We start from the raw sequence: 19,177 nt of genomic DNA on the forward strand, positions 1-19,177 counted from the left end.
ATGTCCCGACTCAATCCCCGGCAGCAAGAAGCCGTGAACTACGTCGGCGGCCCTCTATTGGTGCTCGCCGGTGCTGGCTCCGGCAAGACCAGCGTGATCACGCGCAAGATCGCGCACCTGATCCAGAACTGCGGCATCCGCGCCCAGTACATCGTCGCCATGACCTTTACCAACAAGGCCGCGCGCGAGATGAAAGAGCGGGTCGGCACCCTGTTGCGTGCCGGCGAAGGGCGTGGCCTGACCGTCTGCACCTTCCACAACCTGGGCCTGAACATCATCCGCAAGGAGCATGCGCGGCTGGGCTACAAACCCGGGTTCTCGATCTTCGACGAGACCGACGTCAAAGCCCTGATGACCGACATCATGCAGAAGGAATACGCAGGCGACGACGGCGTCGACGAGATCAAGAACATGATCGGCGCCTGGAAAAACGACCTGATCCTGCCCGCCCAGGCCTTGGAAAACGCGCGCAACCCGAAGGAGCAGACCGCCGCCATCGTCTACACCCACTATCAGCGCACGCTCAAGGCGTTCAACGCGGTGGACTTCGATGACCTGATCCTGCTGCCGGTAAAGCTCTTCGAAGAACACGGCGACATTCTCGAAAAGTGGCAGAACAAGGTGCGGTACCTGCTCGTCGACGAATACCAGGACACCAACGCCAGCCAGTACCTGTTGGTGAAGATGCTCATCGGCAAGCGCAACCAGTTCACCGTGGTCGGCGACGATGACCAGTCGATCTACGCTTGGCGTGGCGCACGTCCGGAAAACCTGATGCTGCTCAAGGACGACTATCCGTCCTTGAAAGTGGTGATGCTGGAGCAGAACTACCGCTCCACCAGCCGCATCCTGCGCTGCGCCAACGTGCTGATCTCGAACAACCCGCACGAATTCGAAAAACAGCTGTGGAGCGAGATGGGCCACGGCGACGAGATCCGCGTGATCCGCTGCCGCAACGAGGACGCCGAAGCCGAGCGCGTGGCCATGGAAATCCTCAGCCTGCACTTGCGCACCGACCGCCCGTACAGCGATTTTGCGATTCTTTATCGCGGCAACTATCAGGCCAAGCTGATCGAATTGAAGCTGCAACACCACCAAGTGCCGTATCGCCTGAGCGGCGGCAACAGCTTCTTCGGTCGCCAGGAAGTGAAGGACCTGATGGCCTACTTCCGCCTGATCGTCAACCCGGATGACGACAACGCCTTCCTGCGCGTGATCAACGTGCCGCGCCGCGAGATCGGCTCGACCACCCTGGAAAAGCTCGGCAACTACGCCACCGAGCGCAAGATCTCGATGTACGCCGCCACCGACGAAATCGGTCTCGGCGAGCATCTGGACAGCCGCTTCACTGATCGCCTGGCGCGCTTCAAGCGCTTCATGGACAAGGTCCGCGAGCAGTGCGCCGGCGAAGATCCGATCTCGGCGCTGCGCAGCATGGTCATGGACATCGACTACGAGAACTGGCTGCGTACCAACAGCTCCAGCGACAAGGCGGCGGACTACCGCATGGGCAACGTCTGGTTCCTGATCGAGGCGTTGAAAAACACCCTCGAGAAAGACGAAGACGGCGAAATGACCGTCGAAGACGCCATCGGCAAACTGGTGCTGCGTGACATGCTCGAGCGCCAGCAGGAAGAAGAGGACGGTGCCGAAGGTGTGCAGATGATGACGCTGCACGCCTCCAAAGGGCTGGAATTTCCCTACGTGTTCATCATGGGCATGGAAGAGGAAATCCTCCCGCACCGTTCCAGCATCGAAGCCGACACCATCGAAGAAGAACGCCGCCTGGCCTATGTGGGCATCACCCGCGCCCGTCAGACCCTGGCCTTCACCTTCGCAGCCAAGCGCAAGCAGTACGGTGAAATCATCGACTGCGCGCCGAGTCGCTTTCTGGATGAGCTGCCGCCGGACGATCTGGCCTGGGAAGGCAACGACGACACCCCGACTGAAGTCAAAGCCGTGCGTGGCAATAGCGCATTGGCCGACATACGCGCGATGTTAAAGCGCTAGAATCGACTACTTTTTAATCTACCTTCGGCGCCCATCGCGCCAACAGAGGAAGCTGTTGTGGAAGCACTGCACAAAAAAATCCGCGAAGAAGGCATCGTGCTTTCCGATCAGGTCCTGAAAGTCGACGCTTTCCTGAACCACCAGATCGACCCGGCCCTGATGAAGCTGATCGGTGACGAATTCGCCGCGCTCTTCAAGGACTCGGGGATCACCAAGATCGTCACCATCGAAGCTTCGGGCATCGCCCCGGCGATCATGACCGGTCTGAACCTCGGCGTGCCGGTGATCTTCGCCCGCAAGCAACAGTCGCTGACCCTGACTGAAAACCTGCTCTCGGCGACCGTCTACTCGTTCACCAAGAAGACCGAAAGCACCGTGGCCATCTCCCCGCGCCACCTGACCAGCAGCGACCGCGTGCTGATCATTGACGACTTCCTGGCCAACGGTAAGGCCTCGCAAGCGCTGATCTCGATCATCAAACAGGCCGGCGCCACCGTTGCCGGTCTGGGCATCGTCATCGAAAAGTCGTTCCAGGGCGGCCGCGCCGAACTGGACTCGCAGGGCTACCGCGTCGAGTCGCTGGCTCGCGTGCAATCGCTGAAGGATGGCGTCGTTACCTTCATCGAGTAACCAGCGGCACCGAGTTACCCCTGTGGGAGCGAGCCTGCTCGCGAATGCATTGTGTCAGTCACCCTGTTGAGTGAATGACACACCGCTTTCGCGAGCAGGCTCGCTCCCACAGTGGGTTCTGGGGGTGGGCAGTTACTGTGCGGTAGCTTTCAGGCCTGTGAGCAGCAGGCGTTGGAAAAGGTCCTCCTTCAAGCCTTCCGGATTCGTCAGCTGCATCCGTTCAAGATGTTCTGGGAAAGCTGAGGCCTCCGGCGCATCCAGCGCTGCCTTGCCCAGTTCCAAAATCTCGGTCAGCTTGAACTTGCTCTTCAGCCAGTTCAGCGCCCGCAGCAGATCCCGTTCGATGGCGGTGAAATCACAGCCCAGCGGATACTCCGGAAACAGGTTCGGATGCCGTGCGGCAATCGCCCGCAAGCGTTGCGGTGTGTTGTCGGCAAACCGTGGATCGAGACGGAAGTCCTTCGGCAGCTTACCGACTGTCTGCGCCTGCTCGATCAACCCCGGCTGGAACCGCGAGTCGCTGATATTGAGCAACGCTTCGATCACCGCCGCGTCGGATTTTCCGCGCAGGTCGGCGATGCCGTACTCGGTGACGACGATGTCGCGCAGGTGCCGCGGGATCGTGCAGTGGCCGTAGTCCCAGACGATATTGGAGCTGACCTCGCCGCCGGACTCGCGCCAGCTGCGCAGGATCAACATCGATCGCGCGCCCTCCAGCGCGTGGCCCTGAGCAACAAAGTTGTACTGCCCACCGACACCGCTGAGCACGCGTCCGTCTGCCAATTGATCAGCCACGCCGGCGCCGAGCAGAGTCATGGTGAACACGGTGTTGATGAAGCGCGCATCGATGCGCTGCAAGCGCTTGAGCTCTTCCTGGCCGTACAGTTCGTTGATGTAGCTGATGCGGGTCATGTTGAATTCAAGCAGCCTGCTTTGCGGCAACTCGCGCAGACGTTCATAAAAGCTGCGCGGGCCAAGGAAGAAGCCGCCGTGCACCGAGATACCGTCGGGCTGCGCGGCTTCGTCGAGGGTACCGGCGTTGGCCTGCTGCTGAGTCGGCACATCCGGATAGACCTTGCGCCGAATGATCCCGGCATCCGCCAATACCAACAGCCCGTTGACGAACATCTCGCTGCAACCGTAAAGGCCTTTGGCAAATGGCGCGGTGCCGCCCTCGCGCTGGATCAACTGCGCCCATTGGCTGAGGTTGATGTCACCGAGCAACGCCTGATAACCGGCGTTATCGGCCTGACGGGCAAGTAGCGCAGCAGTCAACGCATCCCCCATCGAGCCGATACCAATTTGCAATGTGCCGCCATCGCGCACCAGCGTACTGGCGTGCAAGCCAATGAAATGATCCTGAAAGCCCACCGGCATGTTCGGCGTGGAAAACAGCGTGCTGCTGTCCTTTTCGTCGATCAGCAAATCAAACGTGTCGATATCGACTTCCGCATCGCCGGGCATGTACGGCAGATCCGTATGCACCTGGCCGACCAGCACAATGGTCTCCCCCGCTTCGCGACGCTTGGCGATCATCGGCAACAGGTCGAGGGTGATGTCCGGGTTGCAGCTCAGGCTTAAGCGATCAGGGTGTTCGCTGCTGCTGGCGAGCAATTGCGCCACCAGATTGAGACCCGCTGCGTTGATGTCGCGAGCGGCATGGCTGTAATTGCTGCTGACGTAATCCTGCTGCGCCGGCGCGCTGTTGAGCAGACTGCCAGGCTGCATGAAAAACTGCTGGATACGAATGTTGGCGGGCAGGCTGTCGCGCTGCAGATCGGCGAGGAAATCGAACTCCGGATAATCACCAAACACCCGCTCTACAAAGGGCTCGATAAAGCGCTTCTGCAAGCCATCGCCCAGATTCGGCCGACCAAGGCACAGCGCGGTATAGATCGTCAGCTGCCGCTCGGGCAGGTCCTTGATGCGCCGGTACAGCGCGTTGACGAAGTGATTCGGCTTGCCCAACCCCAGCGGCAGGCCCATGTGGATGTGCGCAGGCAAACGCGCCAATACGTCGTCCACCGCCTGTTCGATCGAACACAACTGCACCATCTGAAGCCTCCCGCCCGTTCCGTTGATAGGGGTAGACCGAGATTGCCGGGGAATTACTTCAGAGGGAAGGTGATTGGTGCGAAAAAAAAGGGCCAAAGTTTCGACAGATGGCGAATCACCGACTGTTAAGTCGGCAAGACGAACTGCCTCACAAACGCACAACTCTTTTCCTACATCACCTGTAATTCAATCACGCGTAACTACCAGACACGTCTCAATTGTACTTATTGCCTACACAGGTAGCCTTGGAAGCAGGATTCAAACGCTTTGCAAATAAAACCTCTCTTCGGAAGCACTGACCTCTAATGAAAAGCAACCTGATACTCTGCTGCTTTGGTGTAGGCATTGCGATTCTTACAAGCACATCACCCTATTTAATAGGCAATTCAATCAACCTATACTTGGCAAGTGAAAGTTTATATTTATACGCGCTCGCGGGCGCTTCGTTCCTCCTCATCGCCTCGCCCCCATTAAAGCTGGCAGCCAACATCTATCTACAAAAAACCGCGTCCAAAACAAGATTTATTCTGAAGAAGGCAATCCTGAATCGCCTACTAGACAGAAGCTTCGAGCATACGCAAAAACCAGGCGAGCGGATCGATCTCATCGATGGAGACGTTGATGGCTCGATATACTTATATCACTCAATTTATCTGGATGTATCATTGAACTGCGGCATCATTATCGGTGCGCTCCTGATGACGGCCCACTATCATCCACTTCTGGCACTCGCACCACTTACCGGCCTCGTTTATGCTATTGCGGCATACCTTATAACTCGAAAAAATAGCAACTCACTGTTTGCTGAGTACGTTCAAGAAAACACCGTAACAATAGGCGCCATCTGTGAGCTTTTGCTTAATGCAAAGCCATACACCAACAGGATCAAGATCGATATAAAAAATATCGAGCGCCTCGCTTTTCGCTCAAGTCTCAAAGCCACAACATTCGAATCAATGTCAGGCACATGTTATCCGGTAGCGATAGTGGTTTTATTATTGGTATCGGCCCATCTGCTAAGCGTTGGCGAAACGAATATAGGCTCAATTTTTGCCTCAGCCATCTATCTTGAACGCGTTCTGAGCCCCACGATGTCACTGATATCTATCTACTACTCGAGCAGAGAGGCATCTTATAGACGTAGTCGAATTCGTAGCTACGAACTGCAGCACGAGGGGCATTGAACTATGTTTATATGCTTGCGAAATAACCTGACCGTTTTTCTGCTTTCGGTTATTTGCCTTACCGTAGCAAGTATATGTCAATTGTTAATACCATCAGTCATCGCAAAGAGCCTGTCGGCTCTTACTACTGGCTCCATCAACGCTGAATTTTATTTCACTCTTATCGCTGTTTTTCTAACCAAGCTATCAAGCCAAGCTCTGGGCAATTCCTTGGCAACGCTCATAGAAGCAAGATCCCGCTTTCTACTTATCAACTTCATTGTGCATGATAAACGCCCCTCTCCATTATGTTCTCGGGTGACATTGATAAAAGAAGACGCGGAAAAAATTGCTTCCGTCATTCATGACACAATCCACCTCATGGGCTCTTGCATTTTGACGGTTTCCGCAGCCTATATTCTGCTCCGGGAAAACATCTATTTCTTCCTGCCCATCGCTTTAATTATTGTGTTGACGTGTGTGCAATTAAGATTTGCCAAGCCTGTAATCCAGCGGTTATATGCAGCAGAAATGTCGAAGGAAGATTTGTACAAAGAGTCGCTTATCAGCGCCTTCAACGTTTCCAGCGATGGCAAGCAAAGTAAAATGCAACTCATCAGAAGCTATGGATATTTGAAGGACACGGTAAGAGCACGCTACAAGTATCTGAAAGCAAGCGCCATACAATCCTTCTGGCCGGAAATGGCTATATCGGCGGGGACGGTATCGGTTATTTTCTTCAGCGCCGCTGCCACGCCGGAATTATTTGGCGAGCGTCTTATTGCCTGTCTCGGTAATATCGGAATTTTTACCATGGCCAGCACTGGTTCGATAAGACTCGGCATAACGATGATTGGCGTGAAGGTATCCGTTGATAGGATCTTTAGAGGGCATCGATATGAATGATCTGTTTATCCAGCAAATACGCCTGAAGCCAGACGTGACGGTGGGTGACCGGCTGCAAAACCTCTTCCCCCTTGAACTGCGCAACTCGATAACGGTTTTTATTGGCGAAAATGGTGCTGGGAAATCCACATTACTTGAAGCTATTGCCATCAAGTCAGGCTGCAATCCAGAAGGCGGTGGGAAGAATTTCAATTTCTCGACTGAGAATACTCATTCAAAACTGTACGAAAGCCTGACGCTCTCAAAAGGCTACCGAAGGGAGAAGGACGTTTTTTTCTACAGGGCAGAAACCTTCTACAACTTGAATACTGCAATTCGCAAGCTTGATGCAGAGGCGAGCTTTGATCCCGAAATAAAGAGCTACTACGGCGGCGTGGATATGCATTGCCTGTCGCACGGTGAAGCCATGGAGGCGTTGTTTCAACATCGATTCAAAGCCCAAGGTCTGTATGTGCTCGACGAGCCGGAAGCATCGTTATCCCCGTTGAGGCAATTGGTTTTTATCAACCGGATAATGGAGCTGTCGCGCGGCGGCGCGCAGTTCATCATCGCTACTCACTCTCCCCTCATCATGTCGATCCCGGGATGTGATCTTAGGCAGATATCAGGAGGGCGCTGCGAGCAAATAGCGCCTGAAGATACCGATGCTTACGCCGTGTACAAAGCGGTGCTCAATTCCGCCGGCGCTTATATCACGAAGAACATGCAGTGATATTGCAGGCACAAAAAAACCGTCCGAAGACGGTTTTTTTCAAAGGCGCCGCTGATTACAGACCGGACATCTCTTTGATCGCGCCCTTGAGCTCTTCATCGGTGCAATCGGCGCAGGTGCCTTTTGGCGGCATGGCGTTGATGCCGGTGATGGCCTTGGCGAGGATGCCGTCCAGACCACCCTGATGATCGGCGCGCTCCTTCCAGGCTGCCTTGTCGCCGATCTTCGGCGCGCCAAGCAGGCCGGTACCGTGGCAAGCGTTGCAGTGCTTGGCGATCACGTCTTTAGGGGCTTTTGCTCCGCCACCGCCGCCAGCCGTTGCAACCACTTCCATGCCTTTGCATTCCTGCCCCTGAACACACACCTGGCCAACGGGCTCGATGCGTTTGGCGATGTCGTCATTTGTCGCAGCTTGAGCGCTGACAGCCCAGAGGGCCAGTACGGTTGCTGGTGCAGCCAGCATTTTCATAATTAGGTTCACGCGTTCACCCTCAATGGTGGCTATTCACGCCTGCGGCCACGGTTCGCAGGCGGGCGCAAGTATAGCGGGTAGGCCGCTGTACTGAAACAACCCCATGGTTAGAGGGGTCTTGTTGCCCATCGGTAAAACGGTTCGGGGGCCTTTGCCATATTGGCCTGGCGCCTTCTGCTTAAAAATTCGCCGGCGTGGCTGCGCTGATTAGTCGCGCCGGCACGTCGAACGGGTTACGGAAACGATGCGGCTTGGTACTTTCAAAATAGTAGCTGTCGCCCGCTTCGAGGATAAAAGTTTCCAGACCCACCACCAGTTCGAGGCGGCCTTCCACCAGAATTCCGGTTTCCTCGCCTTCGTGGGTGAGCATTTCTTCGCCGGTGTCGGCGCCCGGCGGGTAGATTTCATTGAGGAAGGCGATGGCGCGGCTCGGGTGGGCGCGGCCGACCAGTTTCATGGTCACGGCGCCGTCGGAAATGTCGATCAGCTCGTTGGCCTTGTAGACGATCTGGGTCGGAACTTCCTGCAGGATCTCTTCGGAAAAGAACTCGACCATGGACATGGGAATGCCGCCGAGCACCTTTCTCAGCGAGCTGATTGAAGGACTGACGCTGTTCTTTTCGATCATCGAAATGGTGCTGTTGGTGACGCCCGCGCGCTTGGCGAGTTCACGCTGGGAAAGCCCTTTGAGCTTGCGGATCGATTGCAGTCGTTCACCGACGTCCAAGGCGGGAGCCTCCTGATGTTGTAAGAATATTGAGCGTTATCATGGCGACAGCGTTCAGTATTTACAACACTTGGCCCCCGCAGCGGCGTCAACCCTCGGAATAGAGCCTTGGCACCCGTTTCAGGTTGCAGAAGATCTGATACGGGATGGTATCGGCCCACTTTGCCACGTCGCTGGCGAGGATGTTCTTACCCCACAACTCGACGGTCGAGCCAAGCCCCGCTTCCGCTACGTCGGTCAGATCGATGCAGAGCATGTCCATCGAAACGCGCCCCAGCAGGCGGCTGGTTTTGCCCGCCACCAGCACCGGAGTGCCGGTCGGCGCCTGGCGCGGGTAGCCGTCGGCGTAACCCATGGCGACCACGCCGATGCGCATTGGCTTGTCGGTGATGAACCTGGCGCCATAACCGATCGGTTCGCCGGCCGGCAATTCACGCACGCTGATGACTTTCGATTCGAGGGTCATTACCGGTTGCAGGCGTTCAGCGACGGCGTTGGCTTCTTCGAACGGGGTCGCGCCGTAGAGCATGATGCCCGGACGTACCCAGTCGCTTTGGATTTCTGGCCATCCAAGCACGGCGGGCGAGTTGCGCAAGCTGACTTCCGCCGCCAGACCCTGACGCGCCGCTTCGAACACCGCGACCTGCTCGGCACTGCTTTGCGCATGCAGTTCATCGGCGCGGGCGAAGTGGCTCATCAACACGATTTTTGCCACCTTGCCGCTGGCCAGCAGACGCTGATAGGCCGCTGGGTAGTCTTTCGGATGCAGGCCGACGCGGTGCATGCCGGAATCGAGCTTGAGCCATACCGTGATCGGTTTGCTCAGGACTGCCTGCTCGATCGCTTCGAGCTGCCACAGCGAATGCACCACACACCAGAAGTCATGCTCGACGATCAACGCCAGCTCGTCAGCTTCGAAGAAGCCTTCCAGCAGCAGTACCGGCGCGCGAATTCCGGCAGCGCGCAGCTCCAATGCTTCTTCGATGCAGGCCACGGCAAAACCATCCGCCTCGGCTTCCAGCGCCTGGGCGCAACGTACCGCGCCATGGCCGTAGGCGTCCGCCTTGATCACGGCGAGCGCCTTGGCGCCGGTGACTTCGCGGGCAATTCGGTAGTTGTGGCGCAGGGCTTGAAGGTCGATCAGGGCACGGGCAGGACGCATGGCGGCAGACTTCTGGGCGGTCATGGGAAGAAAAACCGGCGCTGACTGACGACGTGAACCGCCAACAGCACCGGGAGAGGGATCTTGGGAACGTTATGGCAGCGCGGCGACGATGGAGATCTCCACCAGAATGCTCGGCTTGGCCATCTTCGCTTCGACGGTGGCGCGGGCCGGCGCGGCGCCTTTTGGCAGCCACTGGTCCCACACCGCATTCATCCCGGCGAAGTGCGCTTCGATGTCGTTCAAATAGATCGTTGCCGACAACAGATGCTGTTTGTCCGTCCCGGCCAGATCGAGCAGACGTTCGATATTGGCGAGCACGTCGCGGGTCTGCTGTTCAATTCCGGCGTCGAAGTCGTCGCCGACCTGCCCGGCCAGATACACGGTGCCGTTGTGGCTGACGATCTGACTCATGCGCTCATTGGTGAGCTGGCGCTGGATTGACATGTTTTGCGGACTCCTGGGTCTGGTTGCCGTAACGGGAAATATCGAGGCCTTCAGCGCTGATCTGCGGCTTTTTCTTCGCCATCAGGTCGGCTAGCAAACGACCGGAACCACAGGCCATGGTCCAGCCGAGCGTACCGTGACCGGTGTTGAGGAACAGGTTCTTGAACGGCGTGGCGCCAACGATCGGCGTACCGTCCGGCGTGGTCGGACGCAGGCCGGTCCAGAAACTCGCTTCGGCCAGATTGCCGCCCTGAGGATAAAGGTCGTTGACGATCATCTCCAGGGTTTCGCGCCGACGCGGGTTCAGCGACAGGTCAAAACCGGCGATCTCGGCCATGCCACCAACGCGGATGCGGTTGTCGAAACGGGTGATCGCGACCTTGTAGGTCTCGTCGAGAATGGTCGACGTCGGCGCCATGGCAGGATCGGTGATCGGCACGGTCAGCGAATAGCCCTTGAGCGGATACACCGGAGCCTTGATGCCCAACGGCTTGAGCAACTGCGGCGAGTAGCTGCCGAGGGCCAGCACGTAGCGGTCAGCGGTTTCCAGCTTGCCGTCAATCCACACGCCGTTGATTCGATCACCGGCGTAGTCGAGTTTCTGGATGTCCTGGCCGAAACGGAATTCCACGCCGAGCTTGCGCGCCATTTCGGCGAGACGGGTGGTGAAGATCTGGCAGTCGCCGGTCTGGTCATTGGGCAGACGCAGCGCGCCAGCGAGAATGTCAGTCACGCCTGCCAGCGCCGGTTCGACGCGGGCGATGCCGGCGCGGTCAAGGACTTCAAACGGCACGCCGGATTCCTTCAGCACGGCGATGTCTTTGGCGGCGTTATCCAGTTGCGCCTGAGTACGGAACAACTGCGTGGTGCCGAGGCTGCGGCCTTCGTAGGCGATACCGGTTTCGGCGCGCAATTCATCGAGGCAGTCACGGCTGTACTCGGACAGACGCACCATGCGCTCCTTGTTCACCGCGTAACGGCTGGCGGTGCAGTTGCGCAGCATTTGCGCCATCCACAGGTATTGGTCGATATCGGCGGTGGCCTTGATCGCCAGCGGCGCGTGGCGCTGCAGCAGCCACTTGATGGCCTTGAGCGGCACGCCCGGCGCGGCCCACGGCGAGGCGTAACCCGGCGAGACCTGGCCGGCGTTGGCGAAACTGGTCTCCATGGCCGCAGCAGGCTGCCGGTCGACCACCACCACTTCAAACCCGGCACGGGCCAGATAGTAAGCACTGGCGGTACCGATGACGCCGCTACCCAAGACCATGACGCGCATTTTCAATCCCTCATCGCGGCTGTTCGCCGAACTGTTTGTTAGAGCAATGATGGGCGCAGTGTAAAAAAGAAATGCCAGTGCTTTTCACTATATAAGCGCCTATATTTGGCGACAATTCTCGGCAAAAACCCTTTTCACGGAGGCGCATCCCCTATGCGTACCAACACTCAGACCAAACGTGAGCTGGACAAGATCGACCGCAACATCTTGCGCATCCTGCAGGCGGACGGGCGGATTTCCTTCACCGAACTGGGGGAAAAGGTCGGCCTCTCGACCACGCCGTGCACCGAGCGCGTGCGGCGTCTGGAGCGCGAAGGGATCATCATGGGCTACAACGCCCGGCTCAATCCGCAGCATTTGAAGGGTAGCTTGCTGGTGTTCGTCGAGATCAGCCTCGACTACAAATCCGGTGACACATTCGAAGAGTTCCGGCGCGCGGTGCTGAAGCTGCCGCATGTGCTGGAGTGCCATTTGGTGTCAGGGGATTTCGACTATCTGGTGAAGGCGCGGATTTCCGAGATGGCCTCGTATCGCAAACTGCTCGGCGACATTCTGTTGAAGCTGCCGCATGTGCGTGAATCGAAGAGCTATATCGTCATGGAAGAGGTGAAAGAGAGCCTGTGCCTGCCGATTCCGGATTGATCACCGCACTGATCGTTCCCACGCTCTGCGTGGGAATGCAGCCCGGGACGCTCTGCGTCCCAAAGGCCGAACGCGGAGCGTCCGAAGAGGCATTCCCACGCAGAGCGTGGGAACGATCGCTTACACCAACACCTGCCGATTCGCCGCCATGTACTCGAATATCTGCTTCTCTACCCGCGGATGAATCAGCTCCACCGGCCGCCGCTCGTTCGGGCATGGCAGCGTCTTGGTCGTACCAAACAAGCGGCAGATCAGCGGTCGCTCTTCATACACCGTGCAGCCATTCGGCCCCAGGTGCACACAGTTGAGTTCTTCCAGCGCGGCATCCTGTTCGGCGCGGGTCTTGCGCGGCAGCCGGGCCATTTCCTCGGGCGAAGTGGTCACCGGCCCGCAGCAGTCGTGGCAGCCCGGCACGCATTCAAACGTGGGAATCTGCTGACGCAGGGTGCGAATTTTCTGACTGTTGCAGCTCATCGAAACGGTGACCAAAGTGGCGGGATAACGATTGTGCCGCAAAAGCCCGGATCCAGACACCGCCGGCCGACCGATGTTGCCCACGTTCGGGCGTGCGGCTTATGCTCCGTCAAATTTTCTCGACACTCAGCCGTTGGATGATGCCCATGACAGCCCGCGCCCAGACCACCGCGAGCCAACCCCACGTTGCCTCTTATTACGCCGCCAGCAGCCTGCCGCAGCCCGACCATCCCCTGCTGCAAGGCGAAGTGGTGGCGGATGTCTGCGTGGTCGGCGGTGGCTTTTCCGGGCTGAATACCGCGCTGGAACTCGCCGAACGCGGTTTCAGCGTGGTGTTGCTGGAAGCGCACAGGATCGGCTGGGGCGCCAGCGGTCGCAACGGCGGGCAGTTGATACGCGGTGTCGGTCACGGCCTTGATCAGTTCGCCAATGTCATCGGTGCCGAGGGCGTGCGCGAGATGAAACTCATGGGCCTGGAAGCGGTGGACATTGTCCGCCGGCGCGTCGAGCGTTTCGGCATTGCCTGCGACCTGACCTGGGGTTACTGCGACCTCGCCAACAAGCCTTCCGATCTCGACGATTTTGCCGAAGATGCCGAAGAGTTGCGCGGCCTCGGTTACCGCTACGAAACCCGTCTGTTGCAGGCCAGTGATATGCACACCGTGGTCGGTTCCAAGCGCTATGTCGGCGGCTTGATCGACATGGGCTCCGGGCATCTGCATCCGCTGAATCTGGCGCTGGGCGAAGCGGCAGCGGCGCAGCAACTGGGCGTGCAGTTGTTCGAGCGTTCGGCCGTGACGCGCATCGATTACGGCCCCGAAGTGAAGGTGCACACCGCGCAAGGCTCGGTGCGGGCGAAGACCCTGGTGCTGGGCTGCAATGCCTATCTCAATGACCTCAACCCGCAACTGAGCGGCAAGGTCCTGCCCGCCGGCAGTTACATCATCGCCACCGAACCGCTCAGCGAAGAGCAGGCGCACAACCTGCTGCCGCAGAACATGGCGGTCTGTGATCAGCGGGTAGCGCTGGATTACTACCGGCTCTCGGCGGATCGACGTTTGTTGTTTGGTGGCGCCTGCCATTATTCAGGGCGCGATCCGAAAGACATCGGCGCCTATATGCAACCGAAGATGCTTGAAGTGTTCCCGCAACTGGCCGGGGTGAAAATCGATTATCAGTGGGGCGGGATGATCGGCATCGGTGCCAACCGCTTGCCGCAGATTGGCCGGCTCGCCGACCAGCCGAACGTGTATTACGCCCAGGCGTATTCCGGACATGGCGTGAATGCCACCCACCTGGCCGGCAAGCTGCTGGCCGAGGCGATCAGCGGGCAGCATGGCGGCGGCTTTGATCTGTTCGCCAAGGTGCCGCACATCACCTTCCCCGGCGGCAAGCATTTGCGCTCGCCGTTGTTGGCGTTGGGGATGTTGTGGCATCGGCTGAAAGAGTTGGTCTGAGGTTTTTGCAGCGCCGCTGATGCCGCCTTCGCTGGCAAGCCAGCTCCCACAGAGATTATGGGTGTTCACAACATTCGTGTGCACTCGAAAACCTGTGGGAGCTGGCTTGCCAGCGATGAGGCCCGCAAGAACAATACAGATCTCAGATCCGCCAAAACGGCTTCAACCCCTCCTCCCTTGCCTGCTCTCGCGTCAGCCCGACATCCCTGAGTTGCTCCGCTGTCAGTCCGAGCAACGCCTTGCGCGTGTGCAGACGATGCCAGAACAGACCCCAGCGACTGAGGCCGGACGGCGCGTTACGCAGCAGATTGCGCGCGCTGTCCTTCTGCCCTGCCGCCAGTTCCTGACTGTGTAACGTCAGCCGCACATCGCTCAAGCCGTTCATTTTCGTTGCTCCTGTTTACTTGGGTAGCCAGAGATTCCATGATGCGCGGGCGAGCAAAACCATTACAGACTCAAAGAACCTGTATTAACTCCATACAGATTTGCCGATTCGTCGACTGAATGACTGATTTTTGTCGCATCTGTACTGGTTTCCACCAAGACGCACCGAGGCTTCCATGACTCTGTATGTAAATCTCGCCGAATTGCTCGGCACCCGCATCGAACAAGGCTTCTATCGTCCTGGCGATCGCTTGCCGTCGGTGCGCGCCTTGAGCGTCGAGCACGGAGTCAGCCTGAGCACGGTGCAGCAAGCCTATCGCGTGCTCGAAGACAGCGGCCTCGCCACGCCGAAACCCAAGTCTGGCTACTTTGTCCCAGTCGGCCGCGAGTTGCCGGAGCTGCCCGCAGTAGGCCGCCCCGCGCAACGGCCGGTAGAGATTTCGCAATGGGATCAGGTGCTGGAACTCATTCGCGCGGTACCGCGCAAGGACGTCGTGCAATTGGGCCGTGGCATGCCCGATGTCGGCTCGCCAACCATGAAGCCGCTGCTGCGCGGGCTGGCGCGTATCAGTCGCCGGCAGGACATGCCTGGTCTGTATTACGACAACATCCACGGCAACCTCGAACTGCGCGAACAGATCGCACGGCTGATGCTCGATTCCGGCTGCCAGTTGAGCGCCAGCGATCTGGTGATCACCACTGGCTGCCACGAAGCGCTGTCCGCCAGCATCCACGCGATCTGCGAGCCGGGCGACATCGTCGCGGTGGACTCGCCAAGTTTCCACGGCGCCATGCAGACCCTCAAAGGCCTGGGCATGAAAGCCCTGGAGATTCCCACCGACCCGCTCACCGGGATCAGCCTCGACGCCCTTGAACTGGCGCTGGAACAGTGGCCGATCAAGGCCATTCAGCTCACCCCAAACTGCAATAACCCGCTCGGCTACGTCATGCCCGAGTCGCGCAAACGCGCGTTGCTGACCCTGGCCCAGCGTTTCGACGTGGCGATCATCGAAGACGATGTGTACGGCGAACTGGCCTATACCTACCCGCGCCCGCGCACGATCAAGTCCTTCGATGAAGACGGCCGCGTGTTGCTCTGCAGCTCGTTCTCCAAGACCCTGGCGCCGGGGCTGCGCATCGGCTGGGTGGCACCAGGCCGATATCTCGAGCGGGTGTTGCACATGAAATACATCAGCACGGGATCCACCGCGCCGCAACCGCAAATCGCCATCGCCGAATTCATCAAGGCCGGCCATTTCGAGCCGCACTTGCGGCGTATGCGCATGCAGTACCAACGCAATCGTGACGCGATGATCGACTGGGTGACGCGCTATTTCCCGGCCGGCACCCGCGCCAGTCGCCCGCAGGGCAGCTTCATGCTCTGGGTGGAACTGCCGGAAGGTTTCGACACGCTGAAACTGAATCGCGCGCTACACGATCAGGGCGTACAGATTGCTGTCGGCAGCATCTTTTCCGCCTCGGGCAAGTACCGCAATTGTCTGCGGATGAACTACGCTGCCAAACCAACAGCGCAGATCGAAGAAGCGGTGCGCAAGGTCGGCGCTGCGGCAATCAAATTACTCGCCGAAACCGACTGACCTTTTTTGCGCGCCCGGCGTCCAAATTGCCGACCTCAGCCGCCAACCGGAACGACCCTACGTGAGCTTCAGACAGCCCTTACTCGCTTTACTGATACTCGCCTCGTTCCTCAGCGGCTGCGCCAGCCTCGATGTGCCGCGCGAACCAAGCCAGGCCTTGCCGGCGTCGGAATCCAGCTTCGGCCGTTCGATTCAGGCTCAGGCCGCGCCCTACAAAGGGCAATCGGGGTTTCGTCTGCTCTCCGACAGTGGCGAGGCGTTTACCGCCCGCGCCGAGCTGATTCGTCATGCCCAAGTCAGCCTCGATTTGCAGTACTACATCGTCCATGACGGCATCAGCACGCGAATGCTGGTGGAGGAAGTGCTCAAGGCGGCCGACCGTGGCGTGCGCGTGCGCATCCTGCTCGACGACACCACCAGCGACGGCCTCGACCAGATCATCGCGACGCTGGCGGCGCATCCGCAGATCCAGATTCGTTTGTTCAATCCGTTGCACCTGGGTCGCAGCAACGGCGTAACGCGCGCGGCCGGGCGACTGTTCAACCTGTCCGTGCAGCACCGGCGCATGCACAACAAACTGTGGCTGGCGGACAACAGCGCAGCCATCGTCGGCGGGCGCAATCTGGGCGATGAATATTTCGACGCCGAACCCAACCTGAATTTCACCGACATCGACATGCTCAGCATCGGCCCGGTGGCCGAACAGCTCGGACACAGTTTCGACCAGTACTGGAACAGCGCGCTGAGCAAGCCGATCGACGAATTTCTCTCCAGCCAACCGACCGCCGCCGACCTGCAAAACACGCGCACGCGCCTGGAAGAATCGCTGGAAGAAACCCGCAAGCAGAACCATGCGCTGTATCAACAGTTGATGAAGTTCACCACCGACCCGCGCATGGACATCTGGCGCAAGGAGCTGATCTGGGCCTGGAACCAGGCGTTGTGGGATGCGCCGAGCAAGGTCCTGTCCAAGGGCGAACCTGATCCGCATCTGCTGCTGACCACGCAACTGGCACCGGAGCTGACCGGCGTCAGCAAAGAGCTGATCATGATTTCCGCCTACTTTGTGCCCGGCCAGCCGGGGCTGGTCTACCTGACCGGGCGCGCCGATGCCGGAGTCTCCGTGAGCCTGCTGACCAATTCACTGGAGGCCACTGACGTGCCGGCGGTGCATGGCGGTTACGCGCCCTATCGCAAGGCGTTGCTTGAACACGGGGTGAAACTCTATGAACTGCGCCGCCAGCCTGGGGATAACTACGGCAGCGGGCCGCGGGTGTTCTACAGCAAGTCGTTTCGCGGCTCGGATTCCAGCCTGCACAGCAAGGCGATGATCTTTGATCGACGCAAATCGTTTATCGGCTCGTTCAATTTCGACCCGCGCTCGGTGCTGTGGAACACCGAAGTCGGCGTGCTCGTCGACAGCCCGGAACTGGCCGAGCACGTCCGCGCACTAGCGTTGCAAGGCATGGCGCCGACCTTGAGTTATCAGGCGAAACTCGAGGACGGCAAGGTTGTCTGGGTCACCGAAGACAACGGCCAGATGCATACCCTGACCAAGGAACCGGGGAGCTGGTGGCGGCGCTTCAACTCATGGTTCAGCACCAGCGTTGGCCTGGAGCGGATGTTGTAAGTCCGTCTGTTGATGATCCCTTGTGGGATGCGCTCAGGCTGCTTCTGCTGTTGTGCCAAAGGCGCCTTGGCGCAACAACAAAAGCACCAGGCCAAACGCCCCCGCCGCCATCAGCAGTGGCAACGCATGCCCATTGATCCACTGACTGCCCGCACCCGCCGCCAACGGCCCGACCAGACAACCGACACCCCACAACTGGGCAATATGCGCATTGGCGCGCACCAGCGCATCGTCACGGTAGCGCTCGCCAATCAGGATCAGTGACAAGGTAAACAAGCCGCCGGCACTGGCGCCGAACAGCACCCACAACGGCCAGATCAGCAGCGTGTCGAGCAACATTGGAATGGCCAGACTCGACAGCATCAACGCCACCGCGCACCCGGCGAACAGCGTGCGCCGCGACAGGTAATCGGCCAACGCGCCGATCGGTAATTGCAGCAGCGCATCGCCGACCACCACGGTGCTGACCATGGCCAGCGCGATTTCGGCGGTGAACCCCTGTTGCAGGCAGTACACCGGCAGCAGCGTCAGAATCATCGCCTCGAACGCGGCGAACAATGACACCGCCCAGGCAATCGCCGGCAACTCGCGGGCGAAGCCCCACAGATCACCAAAGGTCACGCTGTTGGCTTCACTGCTCGGCGCACCGCTGCGCCCCAGCAGCAGAAAGGGCGAGAGCGTGAGCAGGCCGACCCCGACCCAGAAACCGTAATCATGCTCGGTACCGAGCGCCCCCAGCAGCAACGGACCAGACAGTTGGCTCAGCGCATAGCTGCTGCCATACAGCGCCACCAAGCGCCCGCGCCACTGCTCGACCACCAATTGATTGATCCAGCTCTCGCCGAGGATGAACACGATGGTCAGGATCACCCCGATCAGCAGGCGCAGCAGCAACCAGATCGGATAACTCGGCAGCAGCGCCAGCAGGCCGATCGACAATGCCCCGGCCCACAGGCACAGACGCATCAGGTTCGCCGTGCCGAAATACGCGGCGAGATGGCTGGAAATCTTCGCCCCCAGCAGCACGCCGATTGCCGGCATGGCTGCCATCACACCGATGGCGAACGAGCCGTACCCCCAGCCCTCCAGGCGCAACGACACCAGCGGCATGCTGACCCCCAGGGCCAGGCCGACACTCAAGACAGACGCCAACACGGCGAAATACGTCGCCCACCGCATGTTCCACGCTCCTGTGGATATTTTTATATGCACCACAAAATCACTGTGGGAGCGAGCCCCCTGTGGCGAGGGGATTTATCCCCGTTGGGTCGCGCAGCGGCCCCAAAACCTGCAACCACGATGTACCAGGTACACCGCGTGCAATGGTTTAGCGACTGCTTCGCAGCCGAACGGGGATAAATCCCCTCTCCACAGAGGCTCGCTCCCACAGGGGATCTCTGTTTGGTCAGGAAGCCCGGAGTAGCGGGCTCCC

At 59.0% G+C, this 19,177-nt stretch carries 18 protein-coding genes; 9 read left to right on the top strand and 9 right to left on the bottom strand.

Going from position 1 to position 19,177, the window contains the following annotated elements:
* Positions 1 to 2,010, top strand: a complete 2,010-nt coding sequence (gene rep, locus HU724_RS00005; RefSeq protein ID WP_130926278.1) for a DNA helicase Rep — start codon at positions 1 to 3, stop codon at positions 2,008 to 2,010.
* A 57-nt stretch (positions 2,011 to 2,067) separates the two neighbouring features.
* Complete coding sequence (locus HU724_RS00010; RefSeq protein ID WP_016772573.1) at positions 2,068 to 2,640, top strand: xanthine phosphoribosyltransferase; 573 nt, start codon at positions 2,068 to 2,070, stop codon at positions 2,638 to 2,640.
* Between the two features lie 132 nt (positions 2,641 to 2,772).
* On the opposite strand, the gene HU724_RS00015 is transcribed toward HU724_RS00010, so the two are convergent.
* Positions 2,773 to 4,695 carry an acetyl-CoA hydrolase/transferase C-terminal domain-containing protein gene (locus tag HU724_RS00015; RefSeq protein ID WP_186569462.1) on the bottom strand — a complete coding sequence of 641 codons (1,923 nt, stop codon included), beginning with the start codon at positions 4,693 to 4,695 and terminating at the stop codon, positions 2,773 to 2,775.
* 305 nt (positions 4,696 to 5,000) lie between these two features.
* Between HU724_RS00015 and HU724_RS00020 the strand changes: the two genes are divergently transcribed.
* From HU724_RS00020 to HU724_RS00030, 3 genes are read left to right on the top strand one after another with little or no spacing between them, the layout of a single operon-like run.
* The gene (locus HU724_RS00020; protein ID WP_186569463.1) at positions 5,001 to 5,879 is read left to right on the top strand and encodes an ABC transporter ATP-binding protein; all 879 of its coding nucleotides are present in this window, start codon (positions 5,001 to 5,003) and stop codon (positions 5,877 to 5,879) included.
* 3 nt (positions 5,880 to 5,882) lie between these two features.
* Positions 5,883 to 6,764, top strand: a complete 882-nt coding sequence (locus HU724_RS00025) for an ABC transporter ATP-binding protein (RefSeq protein ID WP_186569464.1) — start codon at positions 5,883 to 5,885, stop codon at positions 6,762 to 6,764.
* Positions 6,757 to 7,476, top strand: a complete 720-nt coding sequence (locus HU724_RS00030; RefSeq protein ID WP_122612745.1) for an AAA family ATPase — start codon at positions 6,757 to 6,759, stop codon at positions 7,474 to 7,476. The genes HU724_RS00025 and HU724_RS00030 overlap by 8 nt, the downstream gene beginning before the upstream one ends.
* Before the next feature lie 55 nt (positions 7,477 to 7,531).
* On the opposite strand, the gene HU724_RS00035 is transcribed toward HU724_RS00030, so the two are convergent.
* The 5 genes from HU724_RS00035 to dadA form a co-directional block, all read right to left on the bottom strand.
* Positions 7,532 to 7,945: a c-type cytochrome gene (locus HU724_RS00035; RefSeq protein ID WP_186569478.1), complete on the bottom strand. Its 414-nt coding sequence runs from the start codon at positions 7,943 to 7,945 to the stop codon at positions 7,532 to 7,534.
* 181 nt (positions 7,946 to 8,126) lie between these two features.
* Positions 8,127 to 8,675 carry a cupin domain-containing protein gene (locus HU724_RS00040; protein ID WP_186569465.1) on the bottom strand — a complete coding sequence of 183 codons (549 nt, stop codon included), beginning with the start codon at positions 8,673 to 8,675 and terminating at the stop codon, positions 8,127 to 8,129.
* Between the two features lie 88 nt (positions 8,676 to 8,763).
* Positions 8,764 to 9,837, bottom strand: coding sequence for an alanine racemase (gene alr / locus HU724_RS00045; RefSeq protein WP_186569479.1), 1,074 nt, complete (start codon positions 9,835 to 9,837; stop codon positions 8,764 to 8,766).
* Between the two features lie 93 nt (positions 9,838 to 9,930).
* On the bottom strand, positions 9,931 to 10,284 hold the full coding sequence (locus tag HU724_RS00050; RefSeq protein WP_016772564.1) for a RidA family protein: 354 nt from the start codon (positions 10,282 to 10,284) through the stop codon (positions 9,931 to 9,933).
* Positions 10,256 to 11,560, bottom strand: a complete 1,305-nt coding sequence (dadA, locus tag HU724_RS00055; protein WP_039757381.1) for a D-amino acid dehydrogenase — start codon at positions 11,558 to 11,560, stop codon at positions 10,256 to 10,258. The genes HU724_RS00050 and dadA overlap by 29 nt, the downstream gene beginning before the upstream one ends.
* Positions 11,561 to 11,713: 153 nt before the next feature.
* Here dadA and HU724_RS00060 point away from each other — a divergent pair, with 153 nt between their 5' ends.
* A complete protein-coding gene (locus HU724_RS00060) occupies positions 11,714 to 12,202 on the top strand; it encodes an Lrp/AsnC ligand binding domain-containing protein (RefSeq protein ID WP_010465173.1) in 489 nt (162 codons plus the stop codon).
* A 120-nt stretch (positions 12,203 to 12,322) separates the two neighbouring features.
* Here the strand turns inward: HU724_RS00060 and HU724_RS00065 are convergent, their stop codons facing one another.
* Positions 12,323 to 12,676 (bottom strand): YkgJ family cysteine cluster protein, encoded by a 354-nt coding sequence (locus HU724_RS00065; RefSeq protein ID WP_065616970.1) that lies wholly within the window; start codon positions 12,674 to 12,676, stop codon positions 12,323 to 12,325.
* 146 nt (positions 12,677 to 12,822) lie between these two features.
* Between HU724_RS00065 and HU724_RS00070 the strand changes: the two genes are divergently transcribed.
* Positions 12,823 to 14,133, top strand: coding sequence for an NAD(P)/FAD-dependent oxidoreductase (locus HU724_RS00070; protein WP_186569466.1), 1,311 nt, complete (start codon positions 12,823 to 12,825; stop codon positions 14,131 to 14,133).
* 142 nt (positions 14,134 to 14,275) lie between these two features.
* On the opposite strand, the gene HU724_RS00075 is transcribed toward HU724_RS00070, so the two are convergent.
* Positions 14,276 to 14,518 (bottom strand): DUF1127 domain-containing protein, encoded by a 243-nt coding sequence (locus tag HU724_RS00075; RefSeq protein ID WP_186569467.1) that lies wholly within the window; start codon positions 14,516 to 14,518, stop codon positions 14,276 to 14,278.
* 175 nt (positions 14,519 to 14,693) lie between these two features.
* On the opposite strand from HU724_RS00075, the gene HU724_RS00080 reads away from it, so the two are divergent.
* Positions 14,694 to 16,115: an aminotransferase-like domain-containing protein gene (locus HU724_RS00080; RefSeq protein ID WP_186569468.1), complete on the top strand. Its 1,422-nt coding sequence runs from the start codon at positions 14,694 to 14,696 to the stop codon at positions 16,113 to 16,115.
* Positions 16,116 to 16,176: 61 nt separating this feature from the next.
* On the top strand, positions 16,177 to 17,745 hold the full coding sequence (locus HU724_RS00085) for a phospholipase D family protein (RefSeq protein ID WP_186569469.1): 1,569 nt from the start codon (positions 16,177 to 16,179) through the stop codon (positions 17,743 to 17,745).
* 33 nt (positions 17,746 to 17,778) lie between these two features.
* Here HU724_RS00085 and HU724_RS00090 read toward each other — a convergent pair whose 3' ends face one another.
* Positions 17,779 to 18,924: an MFS transporter gene (locus HU724_RS00090; RefSeq protein ID WP_186569470.1), complete on the bottom strand. Its 1,146-nt coding sequence runs from the start codon at positions 18,922 to 18,924 to the stop codon at positions 17,779 to 17,781.
* Positions 18,925 to 19,177 lie beyond the last annotated feature (253 nt).

Origin of the sequence: Pseudomonas iranensis (assembly GCF_014268585.2) — a bacterium.
In the GTDB taxonomy this organism is placed as follows: Bacteria; Pseudomonadota; Gammaproteobacteria; order Pseudomonadales; family Pseudomonadaceae; genus Aquipseudomonas; species Aquipseudomonas iranensis.

Bases quoted from the DNA above. Each gene is read 5' to 3' on its own strand.
- rep (WP_130926278.1), top strand. From the start codon at position 1: ATGTCCCGACTCAATCCCCGGCAGCAAGAAGCCGTGAACTACGTCGGC.
- HU724_RS00015 (WP_186569462.1), bottom strand. From the start codon at position 4,695: ATGGTGCAGTTGTGTTCGATCGAACAGGCGGTGGACGACGTATTGGCG.
- HU724_RS00020 (WP_186569463.1), top strand. From the start codon at position 5,001: ATGAAAAGCAACCTGATACTCTGCTGCTTTGGTGTAGGCATTGCGATT.
- HU724_RS00025 (WP_186569464.1), top strand. From the start codon at position 5,883: ATGTTTATATGCTTGCGAAATAACCTGACCGTTTTTCTGCTTTCGGTT.
- HU724_RS00030 (WP_122612745.1), top strand. From the start codon at position 6,757: ATGAATGATCTGTTTATCCAGCAAATACGCCTGAAGCCAGACGTGACG.
- HU724_RS00035 (WP_186569478.1), bottom strand. From the start codon at position 7,945: ATGAAAATGCTGGCTGCACCAGCAACCGTACTGGCCCTCTGGGCTGTC.
- alr (WP_186569479.1), bottom strand. From the start codon at position 9,837: ATGCGTCCTGCCCGTGCCCTGATCGACCTTCAAGCCCTGCGCCACAAC.
- HU724_RS00050 (WP_016772564.1), bottom strand. From the start codon at position 10,284: ATGTCAATCCAGCGCCAGCTCACCAATGAGCGCATGAGTCAGATCGTC.
- dadA (WP_039757381.1), bottom strand. From the start codon at position 11,560: ATGCGCGTCATGGTCTTGGGTAGCGGCGTCATCGGTACCGCCAGTGCT.
- HU724_RS00060 (WP_010465173.1), top strand. From the start codon at position 11,714: ATGCGTACCAACACTCAGACCAAACGTGAGCTGGACAAGATCGACCGC.
- HU724_RS00065 (WP_065616970.1), bottom strand. From the start codon at position 12,676: ATGAGCTGCAACAGTCAGAAAATTCGCACCCTGCGTCAGCAGATTCCC.
- HU724_RS00070 (WP_186569466.1), top strand. From the start codon at position 12,823: ATGACAGCCCGCGCCCAGACCACCGCGAGCCAACCCCACGTTGCCTCT.
- HU724_RS00075 (WP_186569467.1), bottom strand. From the start codon at position 14,518: ATGAACGGCTTGAGCGATGTGCGGCTGACGTTACACAGTCAGGAACTG.
- HU724_RS00080 (WP_186569468.1), top strand. From the start codon at position 14,694: ATGACTCTGTATGTAAATCTCGCCGAATTGCTCGGCACCCGCATCGAA.
- HU724_RS00090 (WP_186569470.1), bottom strand. From the start codon at position 18,924: ATGCGGTGGGCGACGTATTTCGCCGTGTTGGCGTCTGTCTTGAGTGTC.